General features: G+C 46.1%; 22 protein-coding genes. 8 read left to right on the top strand and 14 right to left on the bottom strand.

Annotation, left to right across the window (positions count from 1 at the left end; all coding sequences use genetic code 11):
• Nucleotides 1-39 precede the first annotated feature (39 nt).
• Nucleotides 40-345 (bottom strand): GerAB/ArcD/ProY family transporter, encoded by a 306-nt coding sequence (locus RCO25_RS34925; RefSeq protein ID WP_374992171.1) that lies wholly within the window; start codon nt 343-345, stop codon nt 40-42.
• A complete protein-coding gene (locus RCO25_RS26660; protein ID WP_308999111.1) occupies nt 330-1,835 on the bottom strand; it encodes a spore germination protein in 1,506 nt (501 codons plus the stop codon). Before RCO25_RS26660 ends, RCO25_RS34925 begins: the two co-directional genes overlap by 16 nt.
• Nucleotides 1,836-2,029: 194 nt before the next feature.
• On the opposite strand from RCO25_RS26660, the gene RCO25_RS26665 reads away from it, so the two are divergent.
• On the top strand, nt 2,030-2,422 hold the full coding sequence (locus RCO25_RS26665) for a YmaF family protein (protein ID WP_308999112.1): 393 nt from the start codon (nt 2,030-2,032) through the stop codon (nt 2,420-2,422).
• A gap of 109 nt (nt 2,423-2,531) precedes the next feature.
• Here the strand turns inward: RCO25_RS26665 and murI are convergent, their stop codons facing one another.
• The 3 genes from murI to RCO25_RS26680 all read right to left on the bottom strand — a co-directional run bounded on the left by murI (nt 2,532) and on the right by RCO25_RS26680 (nt 5,997).
• Nucleotides 2,532-3,332 (bottom strand): glutamate racemase, encoded by an 801-nt coding sequence (gene murI, locus RCO25_RS26670; protein ID WP_308999113.1) that lies wholly within the window; start codon nt 3,330-3,332, stop codon nt 2,532-2,534.
• A gap of 151 nt (nt 3,333-3,483) precedes the next feature.
• Complete coding sequence (locus RCO25_RS26675; RefSeq protein WP_308999114.1) at nt 3,484-5,370, bottom strand: LTA synthase family protein; 1,887 nt, start codon at nt 5,368-5,370, stop codon at nt 3,484-3,486.
• Between the two features lie 111 nt (nt 5,371-5,481).
• The gene (locus RCO25_RS26680) at nt 5,482-5,997 is read right to left on the bottom strand and encodes a RidA family protein (protein WP_308999115.1); all 516 of its coding nucleotides are present in this window, start codon (nt 5,995-5,997) and stop codon (nt 5,482-5,484) included.
• 127 nt (nt 5,998-6,124) lie between these two features.
• On the opposite strand from RCO25_RS26680, the gene pdxR reads away from it, so the two are divergent.
• Entirely contained in the window at nt 6,125-7,324 is a 1,200-nt protein-coding gene (gene pdxR, locus RCO25_RS26685) for a MocR-like pyridoxine biosynthesis transcription factor PdxR (protein ID WP_308999116.1), read from the top strand.
• A 56-nt stretch (nt 7,325-7,380) separates the two neighbouring features.
• The gene (locus RCO25_RS26690; RefSeq protein WP_308999117.1) at nt 7,381-8,262 is read left to right on the top strand and encodes an HAD hydrolase family protein; all 882 of its coding nucleotides are present in this window, start codon (nt 7,381-7,383) and stop codon (nt 8,260-8,262) included.
• Nucleotides 8,263-8,897: 635 nt separating this feature from the next.
• Here RCO25_RS26690 and mglC read toward each other — a convergent pair.
• The 7 genes from mglC to RCO25_RS26725 all read right to left on the bottom strand — a co-directional run bounded on the left by mglC (nt 8,898) and on the right by RCO25_RS26725 (nt 17,982).
• Nucleotides 8,898-9,914 carry a galactose/methyl galactoside ABC transporter permease MglC gene (gene mglC / locus RCO25_RS26695; protein ID WP_308999118.1) on the bottom strand — a complete coding sequence of 339 codons (1,017 nt, stop codon included), beginning with the start codon at nt 9,912-9,914 and terminating at the stop codon, nt 8,898-8,900.
• A 30-nt stretch (nt 9,915-9,944) separates the two neighbouring features.
• Nucleotides 9,945-11,462, bottom strand: a complete 1,518-nt coding sequence (locus RCO25_RS26700; protein ID WP_308999119.1) for a sugar ABC transporter ATP-binding protein — start codon at nt 11,460-11,462, stop codon at nt 9,945-9,947.
• A 109-nt stretch (nt 11,463-11,571) separates the two neighbouring features.
• Complete coding sequence (locus tag RCO25_RS26705; protein ID WP_308999120.1) at nt 11,572-12,582, bottom strand: galactose ABC transporter substrate-binding protein; 1,011 nt, start codon at nt 12,580-12,582, stop codon at nt 11,572-11,574.
• Between the two features lie 125 nt (nt 12,583-12,707).
• On the bottom strand, nt 12,708-13,691 hold the full coding sequence (locus tag RCO25_RS26710; RefSeq protein WP_308999121.1) for a substrate-binding domain-containing protein: 984 nt from the start codon (nt 13,689-13,691) through the stop codon (nt 12,708-12,710).
• Nucleotides 13,691-15,439 (bottom strand): cache domain-containing sensor histidine kinase, encoded by a 1,749-nt coding sequence (locus tag RCO25_RS26715; RefSeq protein WP_308999122.1) that lies wholly within the window; start codon nt 15,437-15,439, stop codon nt 13,691-13,693. The genes RCO25_RS26710 and RCO25_RS26715 overlap by 1 nt, the downstream gene beginning before the upstream one ends.
• Complete coding sequence (locus RCO25_RS26720; protein ID WP_308999123.1) at nt 15,439-17,091, bottom strand: response regulator; 1,653 nt, start codon at nt 17,089-17,091, stop codon at nt 15,439-15,441. The genes RCO25_RS26715 and RCO25_RS26720 overlap by 1 nt, the downstream gene beginning before the upstream one ends.
• Nucleotides 17,092-17,319: 228 nt before the next feature.
• Nucleotides 17,320-17,982 carry a hypothetical protein gene (locus RCO25_RS26725; protein ID WP_308999124.1) on the bottom strand — a complete coding sequence of 221 codons (663 nt, stop codon included), beginning with the start codon at nt 17,980-17,982 and terminating at the stop codon, nt 17,320-17,322.
• Nucleotides 17,983-18,186: 204 nt separating this feature from the next.
• Between RCO25_RS26725 and RCO25_RS26730 the strand changes: the two genes are divergently transcribed.
• Nucleotides 18,187-18,591 (top strand): SET domain-containing protein, encoded by a 405-nt coding sequence (locus RCO25_RS26730; protein ID WP_308999125.1) that lies wholly within the window; start codon nt 18,187-18,189, stop codon nt 18,589-18,591.
• Between the two features lie 117 nt (nt 18,592-18,708).
• Here RCO25_RS26730 and RCO25_RS26735 read toward each other — a convergent pair whose 3' ends face one another.
• Complete coding sequence (locus tag RCO25_RS26735) at nt 18,709-20,301, bottom strand: family 10 glycosylhydrolase (RefSeq protein ID WP_308999126.1); 1,593 nt, start codon at nt 20,299-20,301, stop codon at nt 18,709-18,711.
• A gap of 266 nt (nt 20,302-20,567) precedes the next feature.
• On the opposite strand from RCO25_RS26735, the gene RCO25_RS26740 reads away from it, so the two are divergent.
• The 3 genes from RCO25_RS26740 (at nt 20,568) to RCO25_RS26750 (ending at nt 22,211) form a co-directional block, all read left to right on the top strand.
• The gene (locus RCO25_RS26740) at nt 20,568-20,813 is read left to right on the top strand and encodes a hypothetical protein (protein WP_308999127.1); all 246 of its coding nucleotides are present in this window, start codon (nt 20,568-20,570) and stop codon (nt 20,811-20,813) included.
• 341 nt (nt 20,814-21,154) lie between these two features.
• A complete protein-coding gene (locus RCO25_RS26745) occupies nt 21,155-21,583 on the top strand; it encodes an SRPBCC family protein (protein WP_308999128.1) in 429 nt (142 codons plus the stop codon).
• A gap of 331 nt (nt 21,584-21,914) precedes the next feature.
• A complete protein-coding gene (locus RCO25_RS26750; RefSeq protein WP_308999129.1) occupies nt 21,915-22,211 on the top strand; it encodes a hypothetical protein in 297 nt (98 codons plus the stop codon).
• A 159-nt stretch (nt 22,212-22,370) separates the two neighbouring features.
• On the opposite strand, the gene RCO25_RS26755 is transcribed toward RCO25_RS26750, so the two are convergent.
• Nucleotides 22,371-22,775, bottom strand: coding sequence for a hypothetical protein (locus RCO25_RS26755; RefSeq protein WP_308999130.1), 405 nt, complete (start codon nt 22,773-22,775; stop codon nt 22,371-22,373).
• Nucleotides 22,776-23,195: 420 nt separating this feature from the next.
• Here RCO25_RS26755 and RCO25_RS26760 point away from each other — a divergent pair, with 420 nt between their 5' ends.
• Entirely contained in the window at nt 23,196-23,468 is a 273-nt protein-coding gene (locus tag RCO25_RS26760) for a hypothetical protein (RefSeq protein ID WP_308999131.1), read from the top strand.
• Nucleotides 23,469-23,502: the final 34 nt, after the last annotated feature.

Genomic DNA, 23,502 nt, shown 5'->3' on the forward strand with positions numbered 1-23,502 from the left:
TTATCTATCTATTATACAGGATGCCCATATTAGCAACAATTAATACGAAAAGAGCGTAAAAAAAACATAATAAATGAGGTTTAGAGTTTTGCCTATATAAGCTCCAAAAACTCGTACCGTAATTTCACTTAAGGTGTGGTTGGGATATTTTTTAAGCAGCTGCCAATATACGATAAGCAATAGCTGAATGGCCGCCCCAGCCACAAGAACCGAGATCCATGCATCACCTTTAGCCGAACTTTGTATTTTTGAAGGCAAGGATAAGAGGCCTATTCCAATTTGTGTTTTGATGATCAAGAAAAACAATTGGGATCTGTTTATCGTACTATTCAATTTCGTTTCCACCTACCGAAAAATAACTGTTTTAAAGGACTGGTTTTACCGTTTTGCGAGTCTTTATTAACCGTCCATATCGGAAGTCTTAGGAAAATATCTTTAAAACTTTCCTTGTCGTAAAAAGGACCAAATGGTGTGAAATAAGGTATTCCCAAAGTCTCTATCTTGCATAGGTGAATGAAGATGACCATCATCATGATGGAAATTCCGAAAAAACCAAACAAAGCTGCGGCAAGCATGATTGGAAAGCCCAAAATTCTTAAGCTGGTTCCAAACTCGTTTAAAGGGGTTGCGAAAGAAGCAATCGCCGTCAATCCGATGACGACAATCATCGTATGAGAAACCAGTTGGGCTTCCACTACGGCCGTGCCTATGACTAACCCCCCGACAATACCAATCGTTTGGGCTATAGGTGAAGGTAATCGGATCGCTGCCTCTTTCAGCAATTCAAGGATGGTTTGCATAAGGAGTGCCTCCAAGATAGGCGGCAATGGAACGTAGGTTAAAGAAACCTTAACAGAATATAGAATTCCGATAGGAAGCACTTCGGAATGGTACGACACGATCGCAATATAGATCGCTGGTAAACAAATGGCCACAATAAAACTAATTAAACGAATGTACCGGTAAAATGAACCTATTAGCCAACGGCTGTTATAATCATCCGGGGATTGGTAAAACGAAAAAAAAGTAATAGGCAGAACCAAAACACTTGGGCTGCCGTCAATAACTACAGTGATTTTCCCCTCAATTAGGTAATCAGCTGCCCGATCAGGCCTTTCGGTCTGTATCGTTTGCGGAAAAGGAGAAAATGGGTGTTCTTCGATCATCTCATCAATGTTGCCAACGGAATACAAATAGTCGAGGTCAATAGCCGAAATCCTTTTCAAACATTCCTCAACGATTTTGGGATCGGCAATGTTATCCATATAAATGATAGCTACATTCGTATTCGTGACACTTCCCAAGGTGAAGTACTTCACCTTCAATTTTGGACTTTTGATTCGATTGCGGAGCAAATAAATATTAGTGCTTAAACTTTCGATAAAACCTTCATGAGATCCCTTAATAATTTGTTCGGTCCTGGGTTCTTCGATTGATCGGCCTTGCGATTGTGCGACTGGCATCATGACTGCGGCTGCATCATTCCCCATGACAGCAACGCAAAATCCATCAAGTAAAAATTTCCCTATTTGAACAACATTTGATGATTTCGCGACTTCGATTGAATTTACGAAAAGTTCAATATCTCCAGCGTTTGATTCCAGCAAAGGTTTAATAATACTGGTTTGAATTAACTCAATGTTTACAAGTGCTTCTAAATATAACAATGCGCATGCTTGGTTGTTAAATACATGCATTTGAATCTTCAGGTCCTCAGTATGAGATAAATGTTCCTGAATTTGAGCGATTTTTCCTTCAACTTCTCCTGATCTTAACTCAAGGGTAAGGGTTCCCGATTCCGATGATTTTAGGTTTCTATTTTTCAAGTATTTCAAGTAATCATCCCCTCTGTTAATAATCACTGCTTATTATTAACAAATATCCCCACAATTATTTTCATCATAAGGAGAGAGAGGGGTTCTAACGAAGCCCCCATCATTGTTTTCATTATGGGCTTTAGCCGCTTCCTGACAAACATGGTTCTTCATAGACTAATTCCGTAACTAACTCATTAGGAAGGGAGCAAAAAATGTATATCCCTGTTACCGGATTTGTGATGGGATCTTCCGAAGAGGATGATAGCCATCATTCGCATAAGCTATATATAACGTCTTGGAATGGAAACCCTGTCCATGTTCATGCCTTTTCCGGTGAAACCTCCATCGATGACGGACATTCTCATCAATATGCGAGTTGGACCGCGCCTGCACCTACCGGGGTGCCTCATGTACATGGATATCAAACTGTCACTTCACCGAATAACGGCCATACCCACCTTATTCAGGGAACGACCGGTCCAGCAATCGCTATTCCCGGTGGAGGGCACTATCATTTATTTGAAGGATATACCACGATTAACGGCACTCATCCCCATTCACATGCCTATCGCGGGAGAACAGGCAATGAAGTTAGCAGTATGTAAAAAAATTCACTGAATATAAAGGACATCCTACCGCTCTCACCATCTCTACAAATGAAAATAGGGGCGTGTTAAAGGCTAAAGCCTTTAACACGCCCCTATTCATGTGGTTTTAGGTTGGGAGCGTCTCCGTTAACGCGTCCCTTTCACGCAAAAAGGCGAGGGCCTTTTGCATTTTCACGATATACGCCGGCTCCTGGCCAGAGCACATAAACCGCACATCTCCGCTGCCGCCGCGGCCGCCCGCGACGCCGTATCGGCTCAACAAGGCTGACAGCCGCTTCACGGTTCCCACGTTGCCGTCTACGATCTCAATATGAGACGGCAGCAGCTCCTTTAATATATCCTTATAAAACGGGTAATGCGTACAGCCAAGTACAATGATGCCGTAATCGTTCAAATTATAGCTTGCAAGCTTTGAGAGAAAATATTCATTCATGACCGCTTTATCGAATTGCAGCGATTCGCAGTAATGCACCAGCTCCGGCAGAGGAAGCGAATCCACGATGCCCATGTCATCCACGCGGGAAACGAGCGCATAATATTTGGGCAGCTTAAGCGTTAATGGCGTTGCGAAGACGAGTACCCTTTTGCCCGTCGCGCGGTTCATTTCCACTGCCGGCTTCACCGCAGGCTCCATGCCGACAATGGGAAGCGAGTAACGCTCTCTTAAATCGTTTATGGCAATGCTGGTCGCTGTGTTGCAGGCTACGACCAACGCGTCTATGCCCTCGTTCATCATCATGCCGACCGTATCGAAAATATAAGCCTTCACGTCCTCCTCGGCCTTCGTGCCGTAGGGGACATGCAGCGTGTCCGCCATATAAAGAAAATCCTTATCAGGGAGCCTCCGAAGCGCTTCGGCCAGAACGGTAAGCCCGCCGATCCCTGAATCAAAAAAACCAATTCGCATGTCTCATCGATTCCTTACGTTTATTGGAATTGAATAATTAAATGTAGCTATATCCATATTAACTCATTGCTACCCGCCATTAAAGCTTATAATTTCTAATAAACGAAAAAACGCCCCTCGTCCTAGCGGACAAGGGGCATTTGCGCTGCTTTTATGGCGCTCGCTTCGGCAGCAAACGGACATAATCATCCGAAAGCTTCATCAGCTCCAAGATATAATCGTAATCCGCCCGGTATTGGCTGAACTCGGCCACGGGCTGCTTCGTCCTAATATCGATCGCCCTTCCGTCCTCAAAGCCTTTGCCTGGAACAAACAAAATGTCATTGTTGAAAAACGAGCCGGTTGGCAGATAATATCTCATGCCAATGACATTGTGAGAGCTATTCAGCAAATCGTGGCCGAATGCGGTATACCCTTCGTCCTTCAAGGATACGCCGAGCAAATTAGAGAGCGTTGGCATAATGTCTACCTGGCCGCCTACCTGATCGACAACCTTGCCTTCCGCGCCTGGCACATGGACAAACAGCGGGATGTTGAAGCGGCTGACTTCCCCGTCATAGTTTATGCCCAGCTGCTCGCTGACCCATGCCGGATCATTGTCCTTCGCCTGCAAGCCGGAATGGTCGCCGTAAGCAACCAAAACGGTATTGTCCCATATGCCGCTTGCTTTGAGCCCTTCAATAAATTCACCAAGAGCATAATCTGTGTAATTAAGCGACGTTAAATAGTCGCCCAGCTGCGTATCCTGCAGGGAATCCGGCATCGCAATCCGCTGCTGCCCGCTTGGCACCTTGAACGGATGATGGCTTGCTGCGGTTACGAACTGCGCGTAAAACGGTTTATTTTGCTGCTTCAGCGCTTGAAGCTTTTCTAGGCCAACCTTGTAGAGCTCCTCATCGGAGGCGCCGAAGGAATTAAAATGATCATTTTTAAATGACGGCTTATCATAGTATTTCGCAAATCCTAATGCAGGATACATCCGGTTGCGATCCCAGAATGTCACATCATTGATGTGGAAAGTATTGGTTTCGTACCCCTGTTCCCCCAGCAGTCTAGGAAGACTTGGCAGCACCTTATCGCTATAACCCGTAGACATGGCAATGACGCCGGTTGGATAGATGGAGGTGTTTGACATAAATTCGGCATCCGATGTGTTGCCTTGCCCGATTTGCTGAAAGAAATTCGGGAAATAGAAGCTCTTCTTCGCCAAATCGTTCAGCACCGGAGTAACCGGCTTCCCGCCCACCGAGAGATTAATCGCGAAATTTTGGAACGCCTCCAATTGAATGACGATGACGTTTTTGCCTTTGGCAAAACCGAAGTAATTAGGGCTTCCCGCTTCGACTGCAGTGCCGGCTTGATCAAAATAAGTGACCTGAAGCGCATCTGCGCTAGCTGCCGTTTCTTCCACACTTCCGTTTCTGAGCGCGGCTTGTTCCTTGTTCGCTTTAATGGCTGACGCTACCTGATAATCGAGAAAGCCCAGGCTCTCGGCTTGAACGATCTCATTCGGAATAGCGCTGCCCGACCAAATATATCCGCCCGATATGGCTGCGCACAGGATAACCGCAACGGCTGTAATCCTCGGTCTTGCGATCCGTTTGCGTCCTTCGCTGCGTAAACCTTTAATACGGTTAACGATGGCGATGACCGCAAGGATGATCACATCTATAAAATAGATATAATAAGAAGCTTGAATAATTGAGCCTACGCTTGTCCGAATCTGCAGCACCTGATCAAGGCCATGCAGCGCGGTGTAGGTAGGTACGGTCCCGTAATAGCTGAAATAGACCGTAGAAGCAAATAACAGCAGCGACAGCACCGCATTCAGCGTGCCATATACCGCTCCCCTCCATTTTGCGGAGGTAACCAGTTCAACAATCAGCAGCAGAGTCAATATGGCCGCCGCATCCGTCAGCAAGCGATCCGCCTGAATGCCTTGAAAAACAAAATGGCGGAAAAGCAGCATTTTCAGCATCATCATGATGAATATAACGATAAACGGTGATCGGCCGTAATGTTTCGAAATCCGTTCCAAGCCCCTTCACTCCTTAAATGAGACATGCTCGCGTGCAATAGAAAATAACCGTCATGTCATGACGGCTAATCTAAACACTAATGTTAAGGGAATGTGAAGGCAAATGCAACGTCAATAAATTGAAATAGAGGAACCTTTCGCAGCAGCGCTTGGCAATCGTCCATCCATCGCAACCTCAAATACGGATTCGACGATGACGGGCAGCTGCCCCCTTAATGAATTTGCGCCCAAGACCGACCGGGCATGAAGACCCTTATCGCCGAATACCTCCAGCATTAGATCAGAGAAGCCGTTCAGCACTTTATGATGCTCCTCAAAGAGCGGATCAGCATTCACAAAGCCTTGGACCTTCACAACCTGCTTCACGTTTTCCAAATCGCCCAAAGCATTTCTCAATACTGCGAGAACCTTTACCCCAGCCTGCCTTGCAAACTGATAACCTTCCTCTGTCGAAAACTCACGGCCAAGCTTGCCTTTCACCTTAGCAGCCGGTCCTTTTCCTGAAACGAAAAGCAGTCCGCTCGAAAATACATAGTTCGCATAGTTTGCTGCCGGATCGCTTGCCTGCGGAAGCACAATGCCTAATTTCGTTAATCTTTCTTCAATGGTACCTTTTATCTTGGTCATATTCTCCCTGCCCCCTTATCGTAGTAGATGATTGATGTAAGCCTTTGTCAAAGCATATACTAGGATTGACCCCTGACGAAGTGTCAGATATGCACTTAATTTAAGGGTCAGACTGCGAGTAATGAGAATGGAACTACTACTGCCCAGGGATGATCATCTCCCCTTATATTTGACCTTATATCAGCATATTCGAGGACTTATACAGGATGGCGCTCTTCAGGATGGCACTAAATTGCCGTCTATCCGCTCTCTCCGTGAACAAACCAAGCTGAGTAAAACAACCATTGAAACGGCCTATCATATGCTGCTCGAAGAGGGTTTTGTCTACAGCAAGCCGCGTGCAGGGTTATTTGTCATTCATCCGCAAGCTGCCCCAGGCGCCAAGACAAAACCGGCTAAGCCTTCTAATATTGAGCATATTCCGGCGCATCGGCATGCTGATCCGCTTCCCCTGCATAACGAGAAAGTAATTGATTTCAGCTTGCTTGCCGTAGATGGGGACTCCTTCCCCCTTCGTCCATGGAAATCCGTTCTCCATGACGCGCTGTCTCTCCACATTAGCAGCGTCCATCAATACGGAGATCCACAGGGCGAATATGGCTTAAGGCTGCAATTAGCCCACTATTTGAAGCGCGCGAGAGGCGTTAACTGCTTGCCGGAACAAATCGTCATCGGCTCAAGTTTCACCTACAGCACTCAAATCCTTGCTAAGCTTTTGGGTGGCGGCGGTAAGATTGCAGTTGAAGCAGCCGGTATCGCGCAAGTGGGAGCGATCTTTGCGCAGAATGGCTTCGATGCGGTCCCTGTGCCTTTTCACAACCAGGAACTGCTGGCTGCGGAATTACCGAAAAAGGACATCCAGGCGCTCTATGTCACCCCCTCACATCGGCCGTCGGCCAGCCCTTTGCCCTATGCAACCCGGCAGCTGCTATTGAACTGGGCGGTTACTAACAGCGCCTTTATTATCGAGGATGACTATGACGGGGAATTTCGATATTCCGGAAAAACAATTCCTTCGCTGCAAAGCCTAGATGATCACGGCTCCGTTATTTATATTGGAACCTATTCCAAAGCCTTCACGCCGGCATTGCGATTGAATTATATGGTTGTGCCCCTGCAGCTAACAGCTAAGCTCCAATCGATCCATTACGCGCTCTCCAGCCCTTCGCGAATCGATCAATGGGCGATGCAGCTGTTCATGGAACGAGGCCATTGGTTTGCTGCATATGGCGATGCGCCGAGAATCTACCTCGGTTTCGGAGGCTTGACGGATAGAGAGATGGATCAAGGCATCCGCTTGCTGGCCAAGGCTTGGTCGACCGTTTAGCTGCCATGAAAAAATTTTCATAGCTATAGCATGAACATAATGAGGGGGCCTTTTTTTTGGGAAACAAACATTTTCTAACCGATCTCGATGGAACACTGCTGCATTCCGATGCTTCGTTATCACCGTTTACTATTAACATCGTTAGTCATGCCTTGGAACAAGGCGTTGTTATCAGCTACTCGACGGCAAGAAGCTATATCAGCTCTCATAAAATCGTGTCCGTTATCCCATGGAAATACCCGATTATTTTGTATAATGGCGCTGTGATTTTTGATCCCCAATCCATGAAGGTCATTGGCGGCTGCTGGCTGGACAACAAAACGACCAATGAAATTATTGAACTGGGGAGAGCTCTGGGGCAAATTCCGTTTTTGTTTGCGCTAGACGAGGAGGACAAAGAACGTGTGCTGCATGAGAAGCTGATTCGAACCGGGGATTTATCTTTTTATAACAGCCGTCCGGGCGATCCACGGTTTGGAGAACTTCCTCGGCTGGAATGCCCGGATTCATTTAGAACGTTAATCGTGACCTATATCGGATTGCTGCATGAGCTCGAACCGCTAAAAGCTGAGGTTGAGCATCGCTTCGGTAACCGGGTGCATATCCATCTCATGAAGGACGCCTACATCGAGAACCACTACTTTCTAGAATTCAGTCACAGCAAGGCTAATAAAAAAGAAGGTCTAAAGCAATGGGCGGAGCTGGTGGGCTGCAAGACCGGAGATGTCACTGTGTTTGGAGATAATCTCAACGATTTGGGCATGTTTGAGGAAGCTGGAACAAAAGTGGCCGTATCCAATGCGCATCCTGCTCTCAAAGCGCTGTCCACGCTGGTGGCAGCGAGCAACGATGAAGATGGCGTAGCCAAGTATATTGATCGTGTGACGGGAGGTATGTCATCAGAGGCGATCGATTCGACCGCGGATGGGGAAGTTTAAATAGAAGTTACACTATACACCCTTAACATGTTCACTTGTGGGGAACTCGTCGTATGAATTAACAGGAAAATATGGCGCTAAATCCATCGGAAATTGATACTAATTACGTTTAGTGGTAAAAAACGGAGTTATTTCGGGTTACGAGCATGTTAATTTAAGTAAACGCGAGAATTAGCGCCAATAATTACTGTTAATTGGTTGGTAAGCCCGAAATCGACGAGATTAACGCCATATTTTACCACTATTTGGTTGGTAATTCGAAACAAGCGAGATTAGCGCCCTCTTTTATCGCTATTTTGTTAGTAAATTCGAAACAAGCGAGATTAGCGCCCTCTTCTTCCGCTATTGTTTATCGGTGTGTGATATAGCAGCTGTATAAAAGAATAGAATAAGCGCTTGGAAGAAACGAAGGAGCGGTCTGGTACTGGTTGAGGGTTTTTGTACTGGTGGAGCGGTTTGGTACTGGAGGAGCGTCAGCGTTCGCCTTTATCTCCCTATTTCTACCGCAAGCGGCGGTATATTCGAAGAAATAGGGAGACAACAGCGGCCGGAAGTCCAAACCGCGCCCTCCATCCTGCGCAAAAAAAGCTGCCCTAGGTCATCGACCTTCGGGACAGCTTCTTCATTTCAGCATATTATTTCTTAGCTACATATTTACGGATATCGAATGCAACGGCAACGACGATGATCAAGCCTTTGATAATCAGCTGCCAGTTTGGATTGATACCGATGTAAGTCAAGCCGTAGTTGATGACGGTGAAAATGAGAACACCAGCGATGATACCCTTCACTCGGCCTACGCCGCCTGTCGTCGAAACGCCGCCGACCACGCAAGCCGCAATGGCGTCAAGCTCATACATATTACCGTAGTTGTTCGAAGCCCCGCCTGTACGCGCTGCTTCCAGCACGCCAGCCAAGCCGTACAAAGCGCCGGCAATGGCATAAATCCACATCAAGTTGCGAGCTACGTTAATCCCGGATACGTGGGCAGCTTGGATGTTGCCGCCGATTGCGTACATGTTTTTGCCAAGGCGCGTTTTGTTAAAAACGACCCATACGATAAAAGCTACAAAAATAGCGATTAGAACGATATACGGAATCGAGAATTGACCGCCGCCGATCGCGCCTGTGCCAATTTCCGTGAAATCTTTGCGCAGACCGCCGATTGGCTGCGAGTTGTTCGGCGGCATATCGAAGTAAAGCGAATTCGCGCCGTATACCGCGACCATCGTACCGAGCGTCGCAATGAAAGGCGGAACGTTAAATTTAGCTACGATTACACCGTTGAGAAGCCCTACCAGCAAGCCGACCACAATCGCGATAACAATTGGGATAATCAGCGCCAGTTCCGGCAGGTTAGGGAAAAACTTGCTTGCGTAATCCGGCATTTGAAGCATGGATGCCGATACGACTGCACTGAGTCCGACCACGCGTCCAGCCGACAAGTCCGTCCCTGCAGTAATAAGTACAAAAGCAGCTCCCAGTGCAATAATAACCCGAGTTGAAGATTGCACCAACATATCTCTAAGCGTTGTTATCGACAAAAAGTTAGCATCGATAATTGCGATTCCGAGGATCAATGCGACAAGCACGATCCAGATTGCGTTTTGCGAAAATGCATGTTTTATTTTTAAGCCTTTAGCAGCATCCATTTGTCTTAACCTCCTTCAAATCCTCCAGCATTAACCCGTCTGTGCAGCAAGCCGCATAATACTTTGTTCCGTCGCCATATCACTCTCTAGAATACCGGTTGAGCGACCTTCCGACATGACCATGATGCGATCCGACATGCCGATTAGCTCCGGCATCTCCGACGAAATCATAATGATACTTTTCCCTTGCTTCGCAAGCTCGATAATAATGCTGTAAATTTCATATTTAGCGCCAATGTCGATGCCTCGCGTCGGTTCGTCCAGCAGCAAAATATCCGGATTCGTGAGCAGCCAGCGAGCCAGCAGCACCTTCTGCTGATTACCGCCCGATAGGTTTCGGATAAGCTGATCGACAGACGGCGTTTTCGTTTTGAATTTCTCGACGCCCTTTACTGCTTCTTCTCTCATCTTCGACTCGTTTAGGAAACCGAAGCGATTCTGGTACATGCCGAGATTGGCAATGGCTGTATTCTCCTTAACGGACAAGACTGGGAAGATACCCGTAACCCGCCGTTCTTCCGTCAAAAGAGCGATTTTATGTTTTTTGGCATCAATCGGCGATTTGATAGTGATCGGCTTGCCATCCTTATAGACGGTGCCCGATTTTACGGAACGAAGTCCAAACAGCGCTTCGACAAGCTCTGTCCGCTGAGCTCCAACAAGACCGCCAACGCCAAGGATTTCTCCTTTTCGCAGCTCGAACGATACATCCTTGAATGAATGTGCATGCGGTGAGGTCAAGCCTTCGACCCGCAGCATGACTTCGCCCGGCTTGTTCGTGCGTTCCGGGAAACGATCCGACAGATCGCGGCCAACCATTCGGGTAATAATCGTATCGATCGTCAGCTCAGGAGCCGGCCATGTCCCAATATATTTACCGTCACGCATAATCGTCACATCATCCGAAATTCGTAATATTTCTTCCATTTTGTGCGAAATATAAATGATAGAAACGCCTCGTGCCCGCAGCTTGTTGATAATGGCAAACAGCTGCTCCACCTCATTGCCTGTCAGCGAGGAGGTCGGCTCATCCATGACGATGATTTTCGAATTAAACGATACGGCTTTCGCAATTTCAAGCGATTGGATTTTGGAAACGGACAATTCGCCAACCAGCTGGTTCGGGTCAATCGCCATGTTCAAATCCTCAAACAGACTGACCGTGTCGCGGTGCATCTTTTTATGATCAATAAACCGGAAAGGAGCAAAGCCTTTTACCGGAAATCTGCCAAGCCAAATGTTTTCCATCACGCTGCGCTGCGGCACTGGATGAAGCTCCTGATGGATCATGGATACGCCGTAGTTTAGCGCGTCCTTCGAGTTTTTAATCTCAACCTTTTGTTCATCAAGAAAAATTTCGCCGGCATCCGGCTTGTAAATTCCAAATAAGCATTTCATCAATGTAGATTTGCCTGCGCCGTTCTCGCCCATGAGTGCGTGAACCGTGCCGGGACGTACTTTCAGCGTTACATCGTCTAGCGCCTTAACACCTGGAAACGTCTTGGTAATCCCGTTCATTTCAAGCAAATAAGGATGCTGCTTTTCCATCGTATAGCCTCCTTTTGTCGAGCCCGCCTAGCGTAAACGGGCGAAAAAAAACAGGGGCAACGCAAGTGACGTTATCCCCTGCTCTCGTTCATCCATCCTAATACCGTTATTATTTGCTCTCTTGCGTTACTTTTTGGTATGGTATCCATACATACTTGCCATCTGTAATTTCGAAGCCTGTATTTTCTTTTGTCGGTGTTTCTCCTGCTGCAAGAACGCTCATCAGTTCAACCGTTGCTTTACCTTGGTTTGCCGCATCGTTCAGAACCGTACCAAGCAATGTGCCTTCTTTCAACGCTTGCTGTGCCGGATCCGTAGCATCTACGCCAACAACCGGCATGAATTTATTGTCTTTGAAGTAACCGGCAGCTTTCAACGCTTCAATTGCGCCAAGCGCCATGTCATCGTTATTTGCTAGAACGGCTTCGATTTTGTCGCCTTTAGAAGAAAGGAACGCTGCCATTTTCTCTTGGCCTTTTACGCGATCCCACATCGCCGTATCTTCAGCAAGCTTTTCTACTTTAATGCCTGCATCTTGAATCGCTTGTACGGAGAACTTCGTCCGAAGCTCAGCGTCTTGGTGACCCGGCTCGCCTTTGAGCATAACGTATTGCAGTACGCCGTCGCCGTTTTTATCCGCTTCCGGATGCGCTTTCCAGTACTCAGCAACAATTTCGCCTTCCATTGTGCCGGACTCTTCTGCTTTAGCGCCTACGAAAAAGGCTTTGTCCCATTTCGCCAAATCGTCAGCAAGCGGCTCGCGGTTAATGAATACGACCGGGATATTCGCTTTTTGTGCTTTATCGATGATAATGCCAGCCGCTGTACGGTCAACCGGGTTAACCGACATTGCTTTTACTTTTTTTGTAATAAACAAATCAACTTTATCATTTTGAGTCGGCTGCGAGTTTTGGCTATCTACGATATCTACTGCCATTTTACCTTCTGCCGCTGTTTCGATGGCATTACGCACACCGCTCATGAATGTATCGTCAAATTTATAAATGGCAACGCCTGCTTTTGGCAAACCGCTTGTACCGCCCTCTCCATTCGCGTTTCCGCAACCTGCCGCTGTAACTGCTAATGCTCCGATAACGAGCGCTGCTGTCCACTTTTTCATTCTTTTTGGCCCCCTGGTGGATTAATTAAGTACAGCTTCATTATGTCGTAATTCACGAGGGAATCACATGTAATATCCTCATCATTTTTATTAATATCCTCATCTGTTTCCCATTCTATTTTTCCTTATTGCACAACAGGGAATAAAAGCTTCTGATTTTTTAGCCAAAACATATTTTCCTCCGTAATGAGCTCCATACTCATCTCTACGCGCTCAGGTACGGCCTTTCCTTGCGCAGCCTCCAGCGCATGCTTGACGCTCAGATAACCCATGCTGAACGGATTTTGTACAATTAATGTCTGCAGCTGATTTTCCTGCAGCAGCTCGAGCAGCTCCGGCGAGCTGTCGAAGCCGACCAGCTTAATCCGCTCGCCGGCTTGCCTGCGCTTGAGCTCCAGTGCAGCGCCGATCGAAGTTTCCGTATTGAGCGACATCACTCCGTCTATCTGCTGCTTGTCCATCATCTGACGAACCGCTTGCTGGCAAGCCCCGTATTCATCCGAGCAAAATTGACTGTCTACGATCCGGATCCCTGGATACTGCTTAACGGCATCACGGATCCCCTTCTCCCGGAGGCCTCCATTAATGCCGCCTTTGCTATAAGCTGCAATTACGACAGCGCCTTCCCCCCCAAGCTGCTCGGACATCTCTCGCATCGCTCGTTTTCCTGCCATATAATTGTCCATGCCGATATAAGAAGCAATTTCTCCCGACGTCAGCAGGCTGTCAATCGCGATAACGGGGATATCGCGCTTGGCAGCTTCGATTAGAAACGGCTCGAAAGCGGAATCCGCATTAGCCCCCAGCACGATCGCATCGGGCTTCGTCTCCAGCGACTGAATCGCCGTTTGGAGTTGTGTATCAATATCCCCTTCGTCCGCAGGTGCCGATATATGAAGATTAATGCCAAATTCCTTCACGGCTGCCTGCGCTCCCATCGTCACGTTTTGCCAATAGTTTCCTTTGCTTGAGCGGAGAATAAGCTGGATCGTCTTTCCCGTTTCCTCCTGCTTCGGCTGTGCAGAGCCGGGATTAAGGGCAGAATACAGCAACCAGCCAGCCGCAATGAGGAGCAGCCAGCTCAGTATGATTCCTTTATGCTTAACCATCAGGGCCGCTCCCCTTCCTCTATTTGTTCAGGCATTAGAGCAGGGAAACGGATCGTCACCGTTGTACCGACTTCCAGCTCGCTTTCAAAATGAAGCCCGTAAGCATCGCCGAAATAAAGTCGGATTCTCTCCTGTACGTTCATGACGCCTACGCCCGATCCTTTAGAGCTAACGACCGTTCCCGATAAGATTTTTTGCAGCCGCTCCTCCGGCATCCCCAGCCCGTTATCCTTGATTTGAATGACAATCTCACTGCCTTCAAGCTTTGCCGATACGGCAATATGGCCTTTATCGACCGAGGGCTCGATTCCATGCACGAGCGCATTCTCGATCAGCGGCTGTACGATTAACTTCAAAGTCGAATGAGACAGCGCCTCCTGCTGCAAATCAAAGGAATATTCGAATTTATTTTTGAAGCGCATTTGTTGGATAACTAAATAGTTTCGTGCATGCTCCATTTCATCGTCAATCGTTATTAAACTCTTCCCTTTTCCAATACTGATCCGGAACAGCTTAGACAACGCGGTAATCGTTGTAATAACTTCTTCGTTCTTGTTCATGCCGACCATCCGCACGACTGTATTTAACGTATTGTACAGAAAATGCGGATTAATTTGCGCCTGCAGCGCCTCCAGCTCATACTTCCGCTTACTCTCCTGCTCCGTTACGATTCGGTTCATCAATTGCTTGATCGTGCCGATCATAATGTTAAAACGATCCGCTAGATGCTTGATTTCAAGCGGCCCCTCGCCGCTGACCGTCTTATCGAAATCGCCGCGCTCCACGCTTTTCATGGACAGCTCAAGCCGCTTGATCGGTCTCGAAATCCGCCGGGCCACCATGCTCGACAATAAGAATACAATGAGTCCTAAAGCGATGAGCAGCTTGGACATCGACCGGTTCAGCTCCCAGCTTGTCGTCATCGCCTCGTCCATGTAGGATACGCCCACAACCTTCCAACCGACGTTGCCGATCGTTTGCACGCTTATCATTTTTGCTTCCTCTGCGGATTCATCAATAAAGCTGCCATAGGTATGCTTAAGCGCAAGCTCTACGTTCTCATCCTTTAGATTTGCATAAATAAGTTCAAGCTGCGGATGATACACGATGTTGCCGGCCGACTCATCCAGCATGTATACGTACCCTTTCTGTCCCAAGCTGATCCGCTCCGAAAGTTCGTCGATCGTATTAAAGTTCACATCCATCAGCAAAACGCCATCCACCTGCTTGCCGTTATGCCACACCGTGATGCTCTTGCTGATCGACACGACCCACCGGTATTGCTGCTTGTAGAAATTTTGCACATGGGGCAGCGAGATCGACAAATGGCCGGCCGTATCGAGTGCGCTTCGGAACCAGCCTTCCTCTGTAATTTGCAGCGTTTCCTTTAATTCCACATTCGGCAAATCGAGCAGCAGCTGCCCCTTATCGTCAAACAAGACGAGCGAAACGGTATCGGTCCGTGTCGACATCATCGATTCCAACTGCTGACGCATCATATCGGATTTCACATCATTGCTCTGGCCGAGTGCATGATGCATCATATTGAACAGGTCGGAAGTGACCTCTACGTAGTTTTCCAGATTGTAGCTGACCTGATCTACAATTTGCTGCGAATTGCGAAATGCATTTTCTTTAGCCGTTGCCGAGAACCGGCCGTACAACACGACGCTGACAATCAAAATAATGAAAATCGAGAACAAGGTGAAGGACACCGTCAAAATAAACTGTATGCTTCTGCGCTGCATCACTTCTCCTGCTCCGTCAAGCCGCTTCTATATTCTTTCGCCGATACGCCGGCATATTTTTTAAAGCTCAGGCTAAAATAATTCGGATCCGCGAAGCCGACCTTATCGGCAATCTCGAAAGCCTTCAGCTCCGTTGTCCGCAGCAGCTCTTTGGCTGCTTCCATTCGAAGCTGCAGCAAATAGGCGCCAAACGTCAGCTTCAGCTCCTTTTTGAATAAACCGCTGAAATACCCCGCGCTAATATGCAGCTGCCCGCATACCTTGGCGATCGATAAATCGCTTTCGTGGAAATGGCTCTTGGTGTAGCTGATCGCATCCTCTACAATTTGTTTATAAGTATGCTGCCTTTGGCTTGCGATGCGGCTGCGCACTTTCGCGCACATTTCACCGAACCACGCGCGCGTCTCCTGTACGCTGTTCAGCTTCTGATACTGATTTAGGATGCCGAATCCTCCTCCGAAAATTTCTTCGGTATCGCTGTCAAACACCTTCGTCATTTTAATAATCGCCGTGACCATTTCAAGCAAATAGTGCTGGTATTCATGCACCGGTGCCTGCACGCGCGCAATCTCGTCAAACAGCCCGTCAATGACCTCTTCAAGCTCCTTCTCCGTTCCCAGCTTTACGGCGCGAATTAAGCTTTGCTCCTTCCATTCATCGAACAGGAGCTTCTCATGAGAGAGATTTTCCATATCATCAATGCAAATGATTAGATTATTGCCGAGTATGCGCCGGTAATCCAGCGCTACTGCCGCAGCCTCATACGCATATTTCAGGTTATCAATATCCTTCGTAAACGTCCCCACGCCGATCATGACCGGAAAGCGCAAAAACTTCTCGATGCTTTGCAAAATTTCCTTTAATGCATCCTGCGTTTGCTCCATCATTTTCTCCTGATCGGAATGTGGGCTTACCGTGAACAATACGACCTGGTCCTGATGGATAAAAACTTTGCCAAGCTCATGCCGGGCCCAGATTTCACTTGCTACGTTGCTAACGGAAAACAGCTTTAAATCCAAATCGGATGATTCTGCCAGCGATATAGAGGGCGTCTCCGAAGCTGCCTCATTCTGATTATCCGAATGGTTAACGGCAATAATTGATACGACGTAACCTTCGCCTTCGAGCTGCATGCCGTATTTTATGGCTTTTAAAGCAATCTCCTTATGCGGCTGCTTACGCGTAATTAAGGAAGACAGAAACTTCTCGCGAACAATGGGCAGGCTTGTGCGGTAATGCTCCTCCAGCAGCTCAATATTCCCCCTCTGCTCCCGCTCCTCATCCATTCGCTTTGCCACTTCCACGATCGTATCGGTCAGCTGCCCTGCTGAGAACGGTTTCAAAACATAAGCCTCCACCTGCAGATGGATCGCCTGCTTCGCGTATTCAAATTCATCGTGGCCGGACAAAATAACGATACGGGTAATCGGGTACGTTTTCCTTACCCATTCCGAGAGCTCAAGGCCGTTCATATAAGGCATACTAATATCGGTAATGAGCACGTCAGGCTCCATTTTTTCAAAAAGCTCCATCGCTTCCTTGCCGTTCCCAGCTGTCTTCACCTCTGTGAAGCCGCAGCTTGTCCAATCGATCTCTACCATTAAACCTTCCGTAACTTCCGGCTCGTCATCGACGAGCAGCAGCTTGTACATGTGGCTCCCCCTAAAAACTTTGCTCTGAGCTCGACGCATGCTTGTAAGCTGCGTTCCGCCATTCTCATTTTGCCATAGATTTCACCATTGTAAATAAGAGATCGCCGATTAGATTATGGTTTCTCATTTAAACACCTTATTATTCATGCTAAACAGTGACTTAAGAGTTATTATTCAAGCCAAAAGAAAGACCGGCAAGCTCAAAACGAGCTACCAGCCTTATTTGATTCAAGGTTTTCTTCGCCGCCTGATGAGCAGCAAAGTAACGGCGGAGATAATAATGAGCACAACGGCGCCGTTCAGCGGTGACGTATTTGTATTTGTACTTGTGCCAATTCCTATTGCAGGTTCTTCTCCTTTTGGTTGTACGGGAACATTCTGCTCCTGTGTGTTAGATACGCTTGAAGGTAACTCGCTATTGTTAAGAGGCTTTGGCGCATAACCGTCCCCCAGCACATTGAGTTCTGCTTTAGTCAAAGGCATCGAGTCGGTTAAATCACAAACCCCCGTCAGCAGTTTTCCATCGCTTTCGTACGCAGAAACCAGATATGCTTTGCCTACTTGAAAGTGTTCATACCCGCAGCTCACCGAGCTTCTTGCCGTATAAACGACCAGCTGCTGCTCCAAATCCCCCTTCCATACCGTCGTCACATCGAGGTTTATGGGGACCAGCTCGTCGCTGGAAACGCTTCCGGTCTGGCTGCGCTTCGTTATCTTGGTGACTGTACCAGCAAAGATCGCAGTCTTTCGTTTTAGCTCCTCCTTTATGGCTGACTCCGAAGTTATTCTATAAGCGCAAGAGCACGCGAAGACGCCCTCAGGCTTGGCGGCAGCAGCTGTGCTTAGCAGAATGATCCAGCAAAGAACAAAAAGCAACATTTTATTGGACATGATCATCACCTCATCCTCTAGACGAAGAAGCCTTACAATTGGTTTCCATATTCCTGAATGATTCGATAGAAATTAACGGCCGGACGGAAGCAATCTGTTTTCGTTGCTGGCTATTTCCTCTTTATATTGATATATTACCTAAGGTGAGCAATATTCTTACAGGACATACAGCTCCTTAGACTAAAGAACGCGCAGGTGACGAACATGATTGAGGTAAAAACTTCTACGCTCAGCGATGGAGAGTTAAATAGAGGGGTATTTGCGACACACGATATAGCAAAAGGCGATTTGATCCATGAAGCACCCGTCATTCCCTTCCCGAACGAAGAGCATGAACACATAGAGAAAACCATTCTCGCGGATTACGTATTTGAATATGGCGCTAATCACACGGCTATCCTGCTTGGATACGGCATGCTGTTTAACCATTCCTACACACCTAATGCTTATTATGATTTGAATTTCGATAATCATACCGTCGACTTTTTTGCCCATACGGCCATCGCCGCAGGGGACGAGATTCTTATTAACTATAACGGCGAGGTCGATAATGATGATCCGCTTTGGTTTAATGAGGATAAGGAAGAAGCAAGAAGCGATCCCTTCTAATAAGATTTCCCCCTATAAAAAACGAGGCTGTTCCACGCAAAATGTGGAACGGCCTCGTTTATTTTCAGCTTATTTTATCGATTATGGCCTGCTTCATATCTGTTTGTTGGTAAACCTTTATTCAGAATAATAAGTACGCAGCTCATCCATGATTCCCAATGTGTTTTTCCGAAGGTCCTTCGCGCTAAAAAATACGTCGCCTTTGATTTCTGCATATTTTTTATTGTATTTTAGCTGATTAATCATCTCCTGAGCGCTTTGCCAGCCCGCTTCCTTTGTTCCCAGCTTATAAGGTGAATGTCCGATATATAGGTCTACATCCGTACCTTTAACTTCCTGCGCCCACCAATCTACTAGTTTATCGTAACGTGCAGCAGTAAAGGATAAACTCCAATAAATCTGAGGCGTAATATAATCAACCCATCCCCGCTGAATCCACGTCCGAACATCTGCATACATATCGTCGTAAGCCGTGATGCTGGCTTTGGTATCGGAGCCGGTCTTGTCTACTGCCTTATTTCGCCACACCCCGAATGGACTGATTCCATATTTCACCTTCGGATTAGCCTTATGAATCGATTCCCCCAGCTGACGTACGAACTCATTAATATTGCTGCGCCGCCAATCTGCTTTTGCTGCAATTTTAGCAGGGTTATAGGCTTGGAAAGCCGAATCGTCGGCAAACACGATATTCGATGGATAGAAATAATCATCTAAATGGACACCGTCAACTGCATACCCGTTCACAACCTCCATAATGGTATCTATAATATGCTGGCGAGCCTCCGGAATGCCGGGATTGATATACAGCTTGCCGCCTGCATTCACGATCCAATCCGGGTGCTGCTTCGTCACATGGTTAGCAGCAAGCTGATCGGTTTTGTTGTCTACGCTTGCCCGAAATGGATTGAACCAGGCATGAAACTCCATGTTCCGCTTATGAGCTTCTTCAATCATAAAAGCAAGCGGATCATAAGACGGCGCCAAGCCCTGAACGCCTGACAAATACTTCGACCACGGAACGAGATCGGACGGGTAAAAAGCATCGCCTGCCGGGCGTACCTGAACGAATACCGCATTCATTCCCATACTCTGCAAATCATCGAGCAGGCTTACGAATTCACCCATCTGCTTCACTTCATTTAAGTAGGAGGCTGAAGAAGGCCAATCCAAATTGTACACCGTCGACACCCATGCCCCGCGCAGCTCCTCAGTTTCTTCAGGGTCCCCATTCGGATCCGGGTCTGGAGCCGGCGGTGTGATTCCGCCTGACAGCAGCGTAATAGTCTTATTGCTTTGGCTCCAATTGACCGTGAGGCCGAGCTGTTCGCTGACAAAGCGCAGCGGTACCATAGCCCTTCCCGCTTTTACCTGGACAGAGGCATCCAGCTTAACGCTTTCGCCATTAACAATCGCCGCAGTGCTTCCGCTATCCATCGTAATCGTCTTATTCCCGCTGCTTTTAATCGTAACCCGCCGCTCGGCAGAGCTCCAAGTCACGCTCGCCTTCAGCTCCTCGCTGATGACCCGAAGCGGAACCATCGTTATATTGACCTTCGGGAGAATGTACGGCGCTACCTCACTCTCGATCACCTTTCCATTCAAAATAATGCGAATGCCCGCAGCCTCGGCCGCTTGGCCGACAGGCGCAGCTGCACTCAGGCAAATAACCGCAAGAAGCAGCAAAATAGACCATTTTCTTATTTTCATATATTCCGGTTCCCCTATCATTTTGCAAGTTTTCTACCCTACCGGAAGTTAGACGCTTTCTACTGGCCATTGGTTGCTTGTTTTTGATTGGATAAAAAAATTTTAATAAAGGGTCTATGGAGAAAGTGTCAGAAGAAATTAAAGTTCTAGACTGAGAAATTAAAGTATTAGACTGACGATGCTTCATTAAGCTAACGGGCAGTATAACGCGAATCTATAAAGGGAAAGGTTAATTGTAAATATTTCACTAGGGGGGGACTATTTAGATGAATGATGTACTTATTTTGATTATAGGCTTGGCATTGGTTATCTTTGGGGTATCTTATGTTGCTTCTGTATTCAGCTTAATTAAAGAGGAGAGAAAAGCTGTTGAGAATGGAGAGGACATTAGAATTTTTTTACTGTTTGAAATGGCTTTCTTACATCATACGACTACCTTCCTGAAGGGTTTAGGCAGTATACTCTTCGGTTTGCTCATTATTTTAGCATTTATATTAATGTCATTCCGTTAGATTGAATTATCGGGGAACCATAGTTCAATGCCGAATGGCTGACGCGTGGTAGCCCTTCGCTCAACTAACGGGCAGGATAGTTTAGGAATGCGTCAGATTTCTCAACAGAAACATAGCAATCGATAAGAAATTACATCAACTGTACCATGGTATATTAAAGGGAGATTTAAAAATTCTGAATATATGCATCACGGTGACAAACAAGGGACTAACTACAAAAATGAATCTCCTCGCAGCAAGCTGCGAGGTATCTTCTTCACATCGAGTTAGTTCAACGCAGCAAGCTGCGGGGAATTGGACCCGAAGCGATTAAATCCTTACAACGAAGGGGAATGAGCAATATGGCAAATATCGAGCACTTACAGACTGTGAATGTTCCCGCTTCAAAGGTATATGAAGCATTAACCACTGCAAAAGGGCTTTCAGAAATATGGACAAATGAACTAATAGTCAATGATCAGATAGGTTTTACAAATGAGTTCCGATTCGGTGGCAAAGGCTTAACAAAGATGCGAGTTGATGAGCTTGTTACCGATAAAAAGATTTTGTGGCAGTGTGTTGATTCAGATCCAGAATGGATAGGTACGACTATTTCCTTTGATATCGAGGAAAAAAACGGGAAGACTTCAATCATTTTTCGTCAGATGAATTGGGAGGAAGTGACCGCATTTTATCGCGTATGTAATTATAACTGGGCTATTTTTCTATATAGTCTTAAGCAATATTGCGAAGAAGGCGAGGGTCTTCCGTATCATAAACGGAAGTTTTAGAACCATTGAAAACAAGGATGAGTCGACTAAAGTACATGCTCCCGACAACTGATTTCGCAAGTATTGGGTAAGTACAGTGGAGCTGTCAGCCAATTCTTAACAACCTTCGTTCAACTAACGGAGAACGATAGATCAATAAATAATTACGAAGAGACGGCAGCCGGGTATGTGGCTGCCGTCTTCTCAACTAACGGGCAGGTTAGCGTGGTATCAGTCAGAGATATCTCTCTTCTTTGTAACGTGGTAATATTAGTAAAAACAAAAAAACCTAACATGGATTAGAGGGAAAGCAAAGCTTCTTCTACCCAGAATTTTTTTAGGAGGTCTTATTTTGGGGAATGAACTAGAAATGAGATTGAAAGATGTATGTAAAGATCTAGTATTGCAACTAAGGGGTAATCAAGGTGAATACAGTAACGCAATTGAGTTACTTCACTCTTATCTTGATTCTTATAAAAGCTCAATAAGAAATGATGACATGGTTTCCAAAGAATTAGTAGGTATTTTACTGTATACTTGTAACAGATTTTACGTTCAAAGTAAGTACTCCAAAAACCACAAGGAATTGTTAAAGGAATTCGATAAATTTAACAGTAAGTTATACGACATCTTTAATGTGGGTGGTTGATTAAGCTAACGGGTACATTAGCACAACAATAAGACAGCTGCCGGCAATCAATCGGCAGCTGTTTTTCATTGGACTATTGGGCAGGATAGTTCCAATATGTGGTATTACATGAGTGTGATAAGAGGTGCGTTATTTGTCTGTTCCAATTTATAGAACTGACTAGACGATCAATAACTCTTGCCGCTCTAATCTTTCCACCTCATCATCATGTAAAGCTGCTCGACGCTTTAGGAGCTCATATGTCTCACTCCACTCGTCAGGGTATCTTGTCCATTGAATTCGCTTATACAATTCTCCTAGGGCATGCTCTACTTCATTTCTAAATTGTTTCCATAGCATCTTAGCTTTGTAATAGTCACCGTTATTACGAGTAGCATTCACTACGTCATAACAGAGTTTATCTTTTCTGGAAATCTCCATACTGATTTCATCAACTGTAAAAAGAATTTCTTTTTTGAGTTTGGCGTCATTCTCCATAGTTGCGATCATTTCGGCCATAATAGAAATTATATTGGGATTATTTTGAGCTGAGTGATTAATATATTCAGCGAGTTGGATAGTCATAAATTTCTCCCTCCTAGCAACGTGCTGTTACCATTCTGGTTTTATATAATACTTTTCGTTAGAAGGTGTTTTTTTTAGTCTCTAAGCAAGTGAAGACAGCTGCTAGTAACAAAAGGGGGAGTGAGCTTTGAAAAAGTTAAACTAACGGGCAGGTTAGCTGAATAGTGACTAGTTCTTAGAATTAGCAACCTATTCATGAACGTGTTCGTCTGATTATAACGAGTTGATATTAATGATGAAAATGAATAGCTTTATCATAATGTTAGTTTTAGTAGTGTGCATGATTTTTGCAGGCTGTACAAAGTCAAATACTGAGTCAGAACCAATACACACTGAACCATCAGCCGCAAATACTTCTACAAATAAACCATCAGATTCAAACAGTAATACAAATCAATCTGATTTAGTCGGTCCGTTAAGGTGGAAAACTTAGGTACCGATACTAAAATAACTTATACTTTCAAAAATCAAAGTGAAAAAAAAGTGACTGTTATTGGCGGAGCAAGTTATAAGTTGTTAAAAGACAACAAAGCAGTAGACAAAGGTGGGGTTCCAATAAAAGACTACCTAGATTTGGAGCCTGGTCAGGATTATACAGATATAAAGATATTTTCGATATTGGAGCCTGGCTCATACACAATAAATGTGGATTGGAACAATACCATTGTATCTGCTGAATTTGTTCAAAACTAAAAATTGGTTAAGCTAACGGACATGATAGTTGTAA

Origin of the sequence: Paenibacillus sp. LHD-38 (genome assembly GCF_031157315.1) — a bacterium.
In the GTDB taxonomy this organism is placed as follows: domain Bacteria; phylum Bacillota; class Bacilli; order Paenibacillales; family Paenibacillaceae; genus Pristimantibacillus.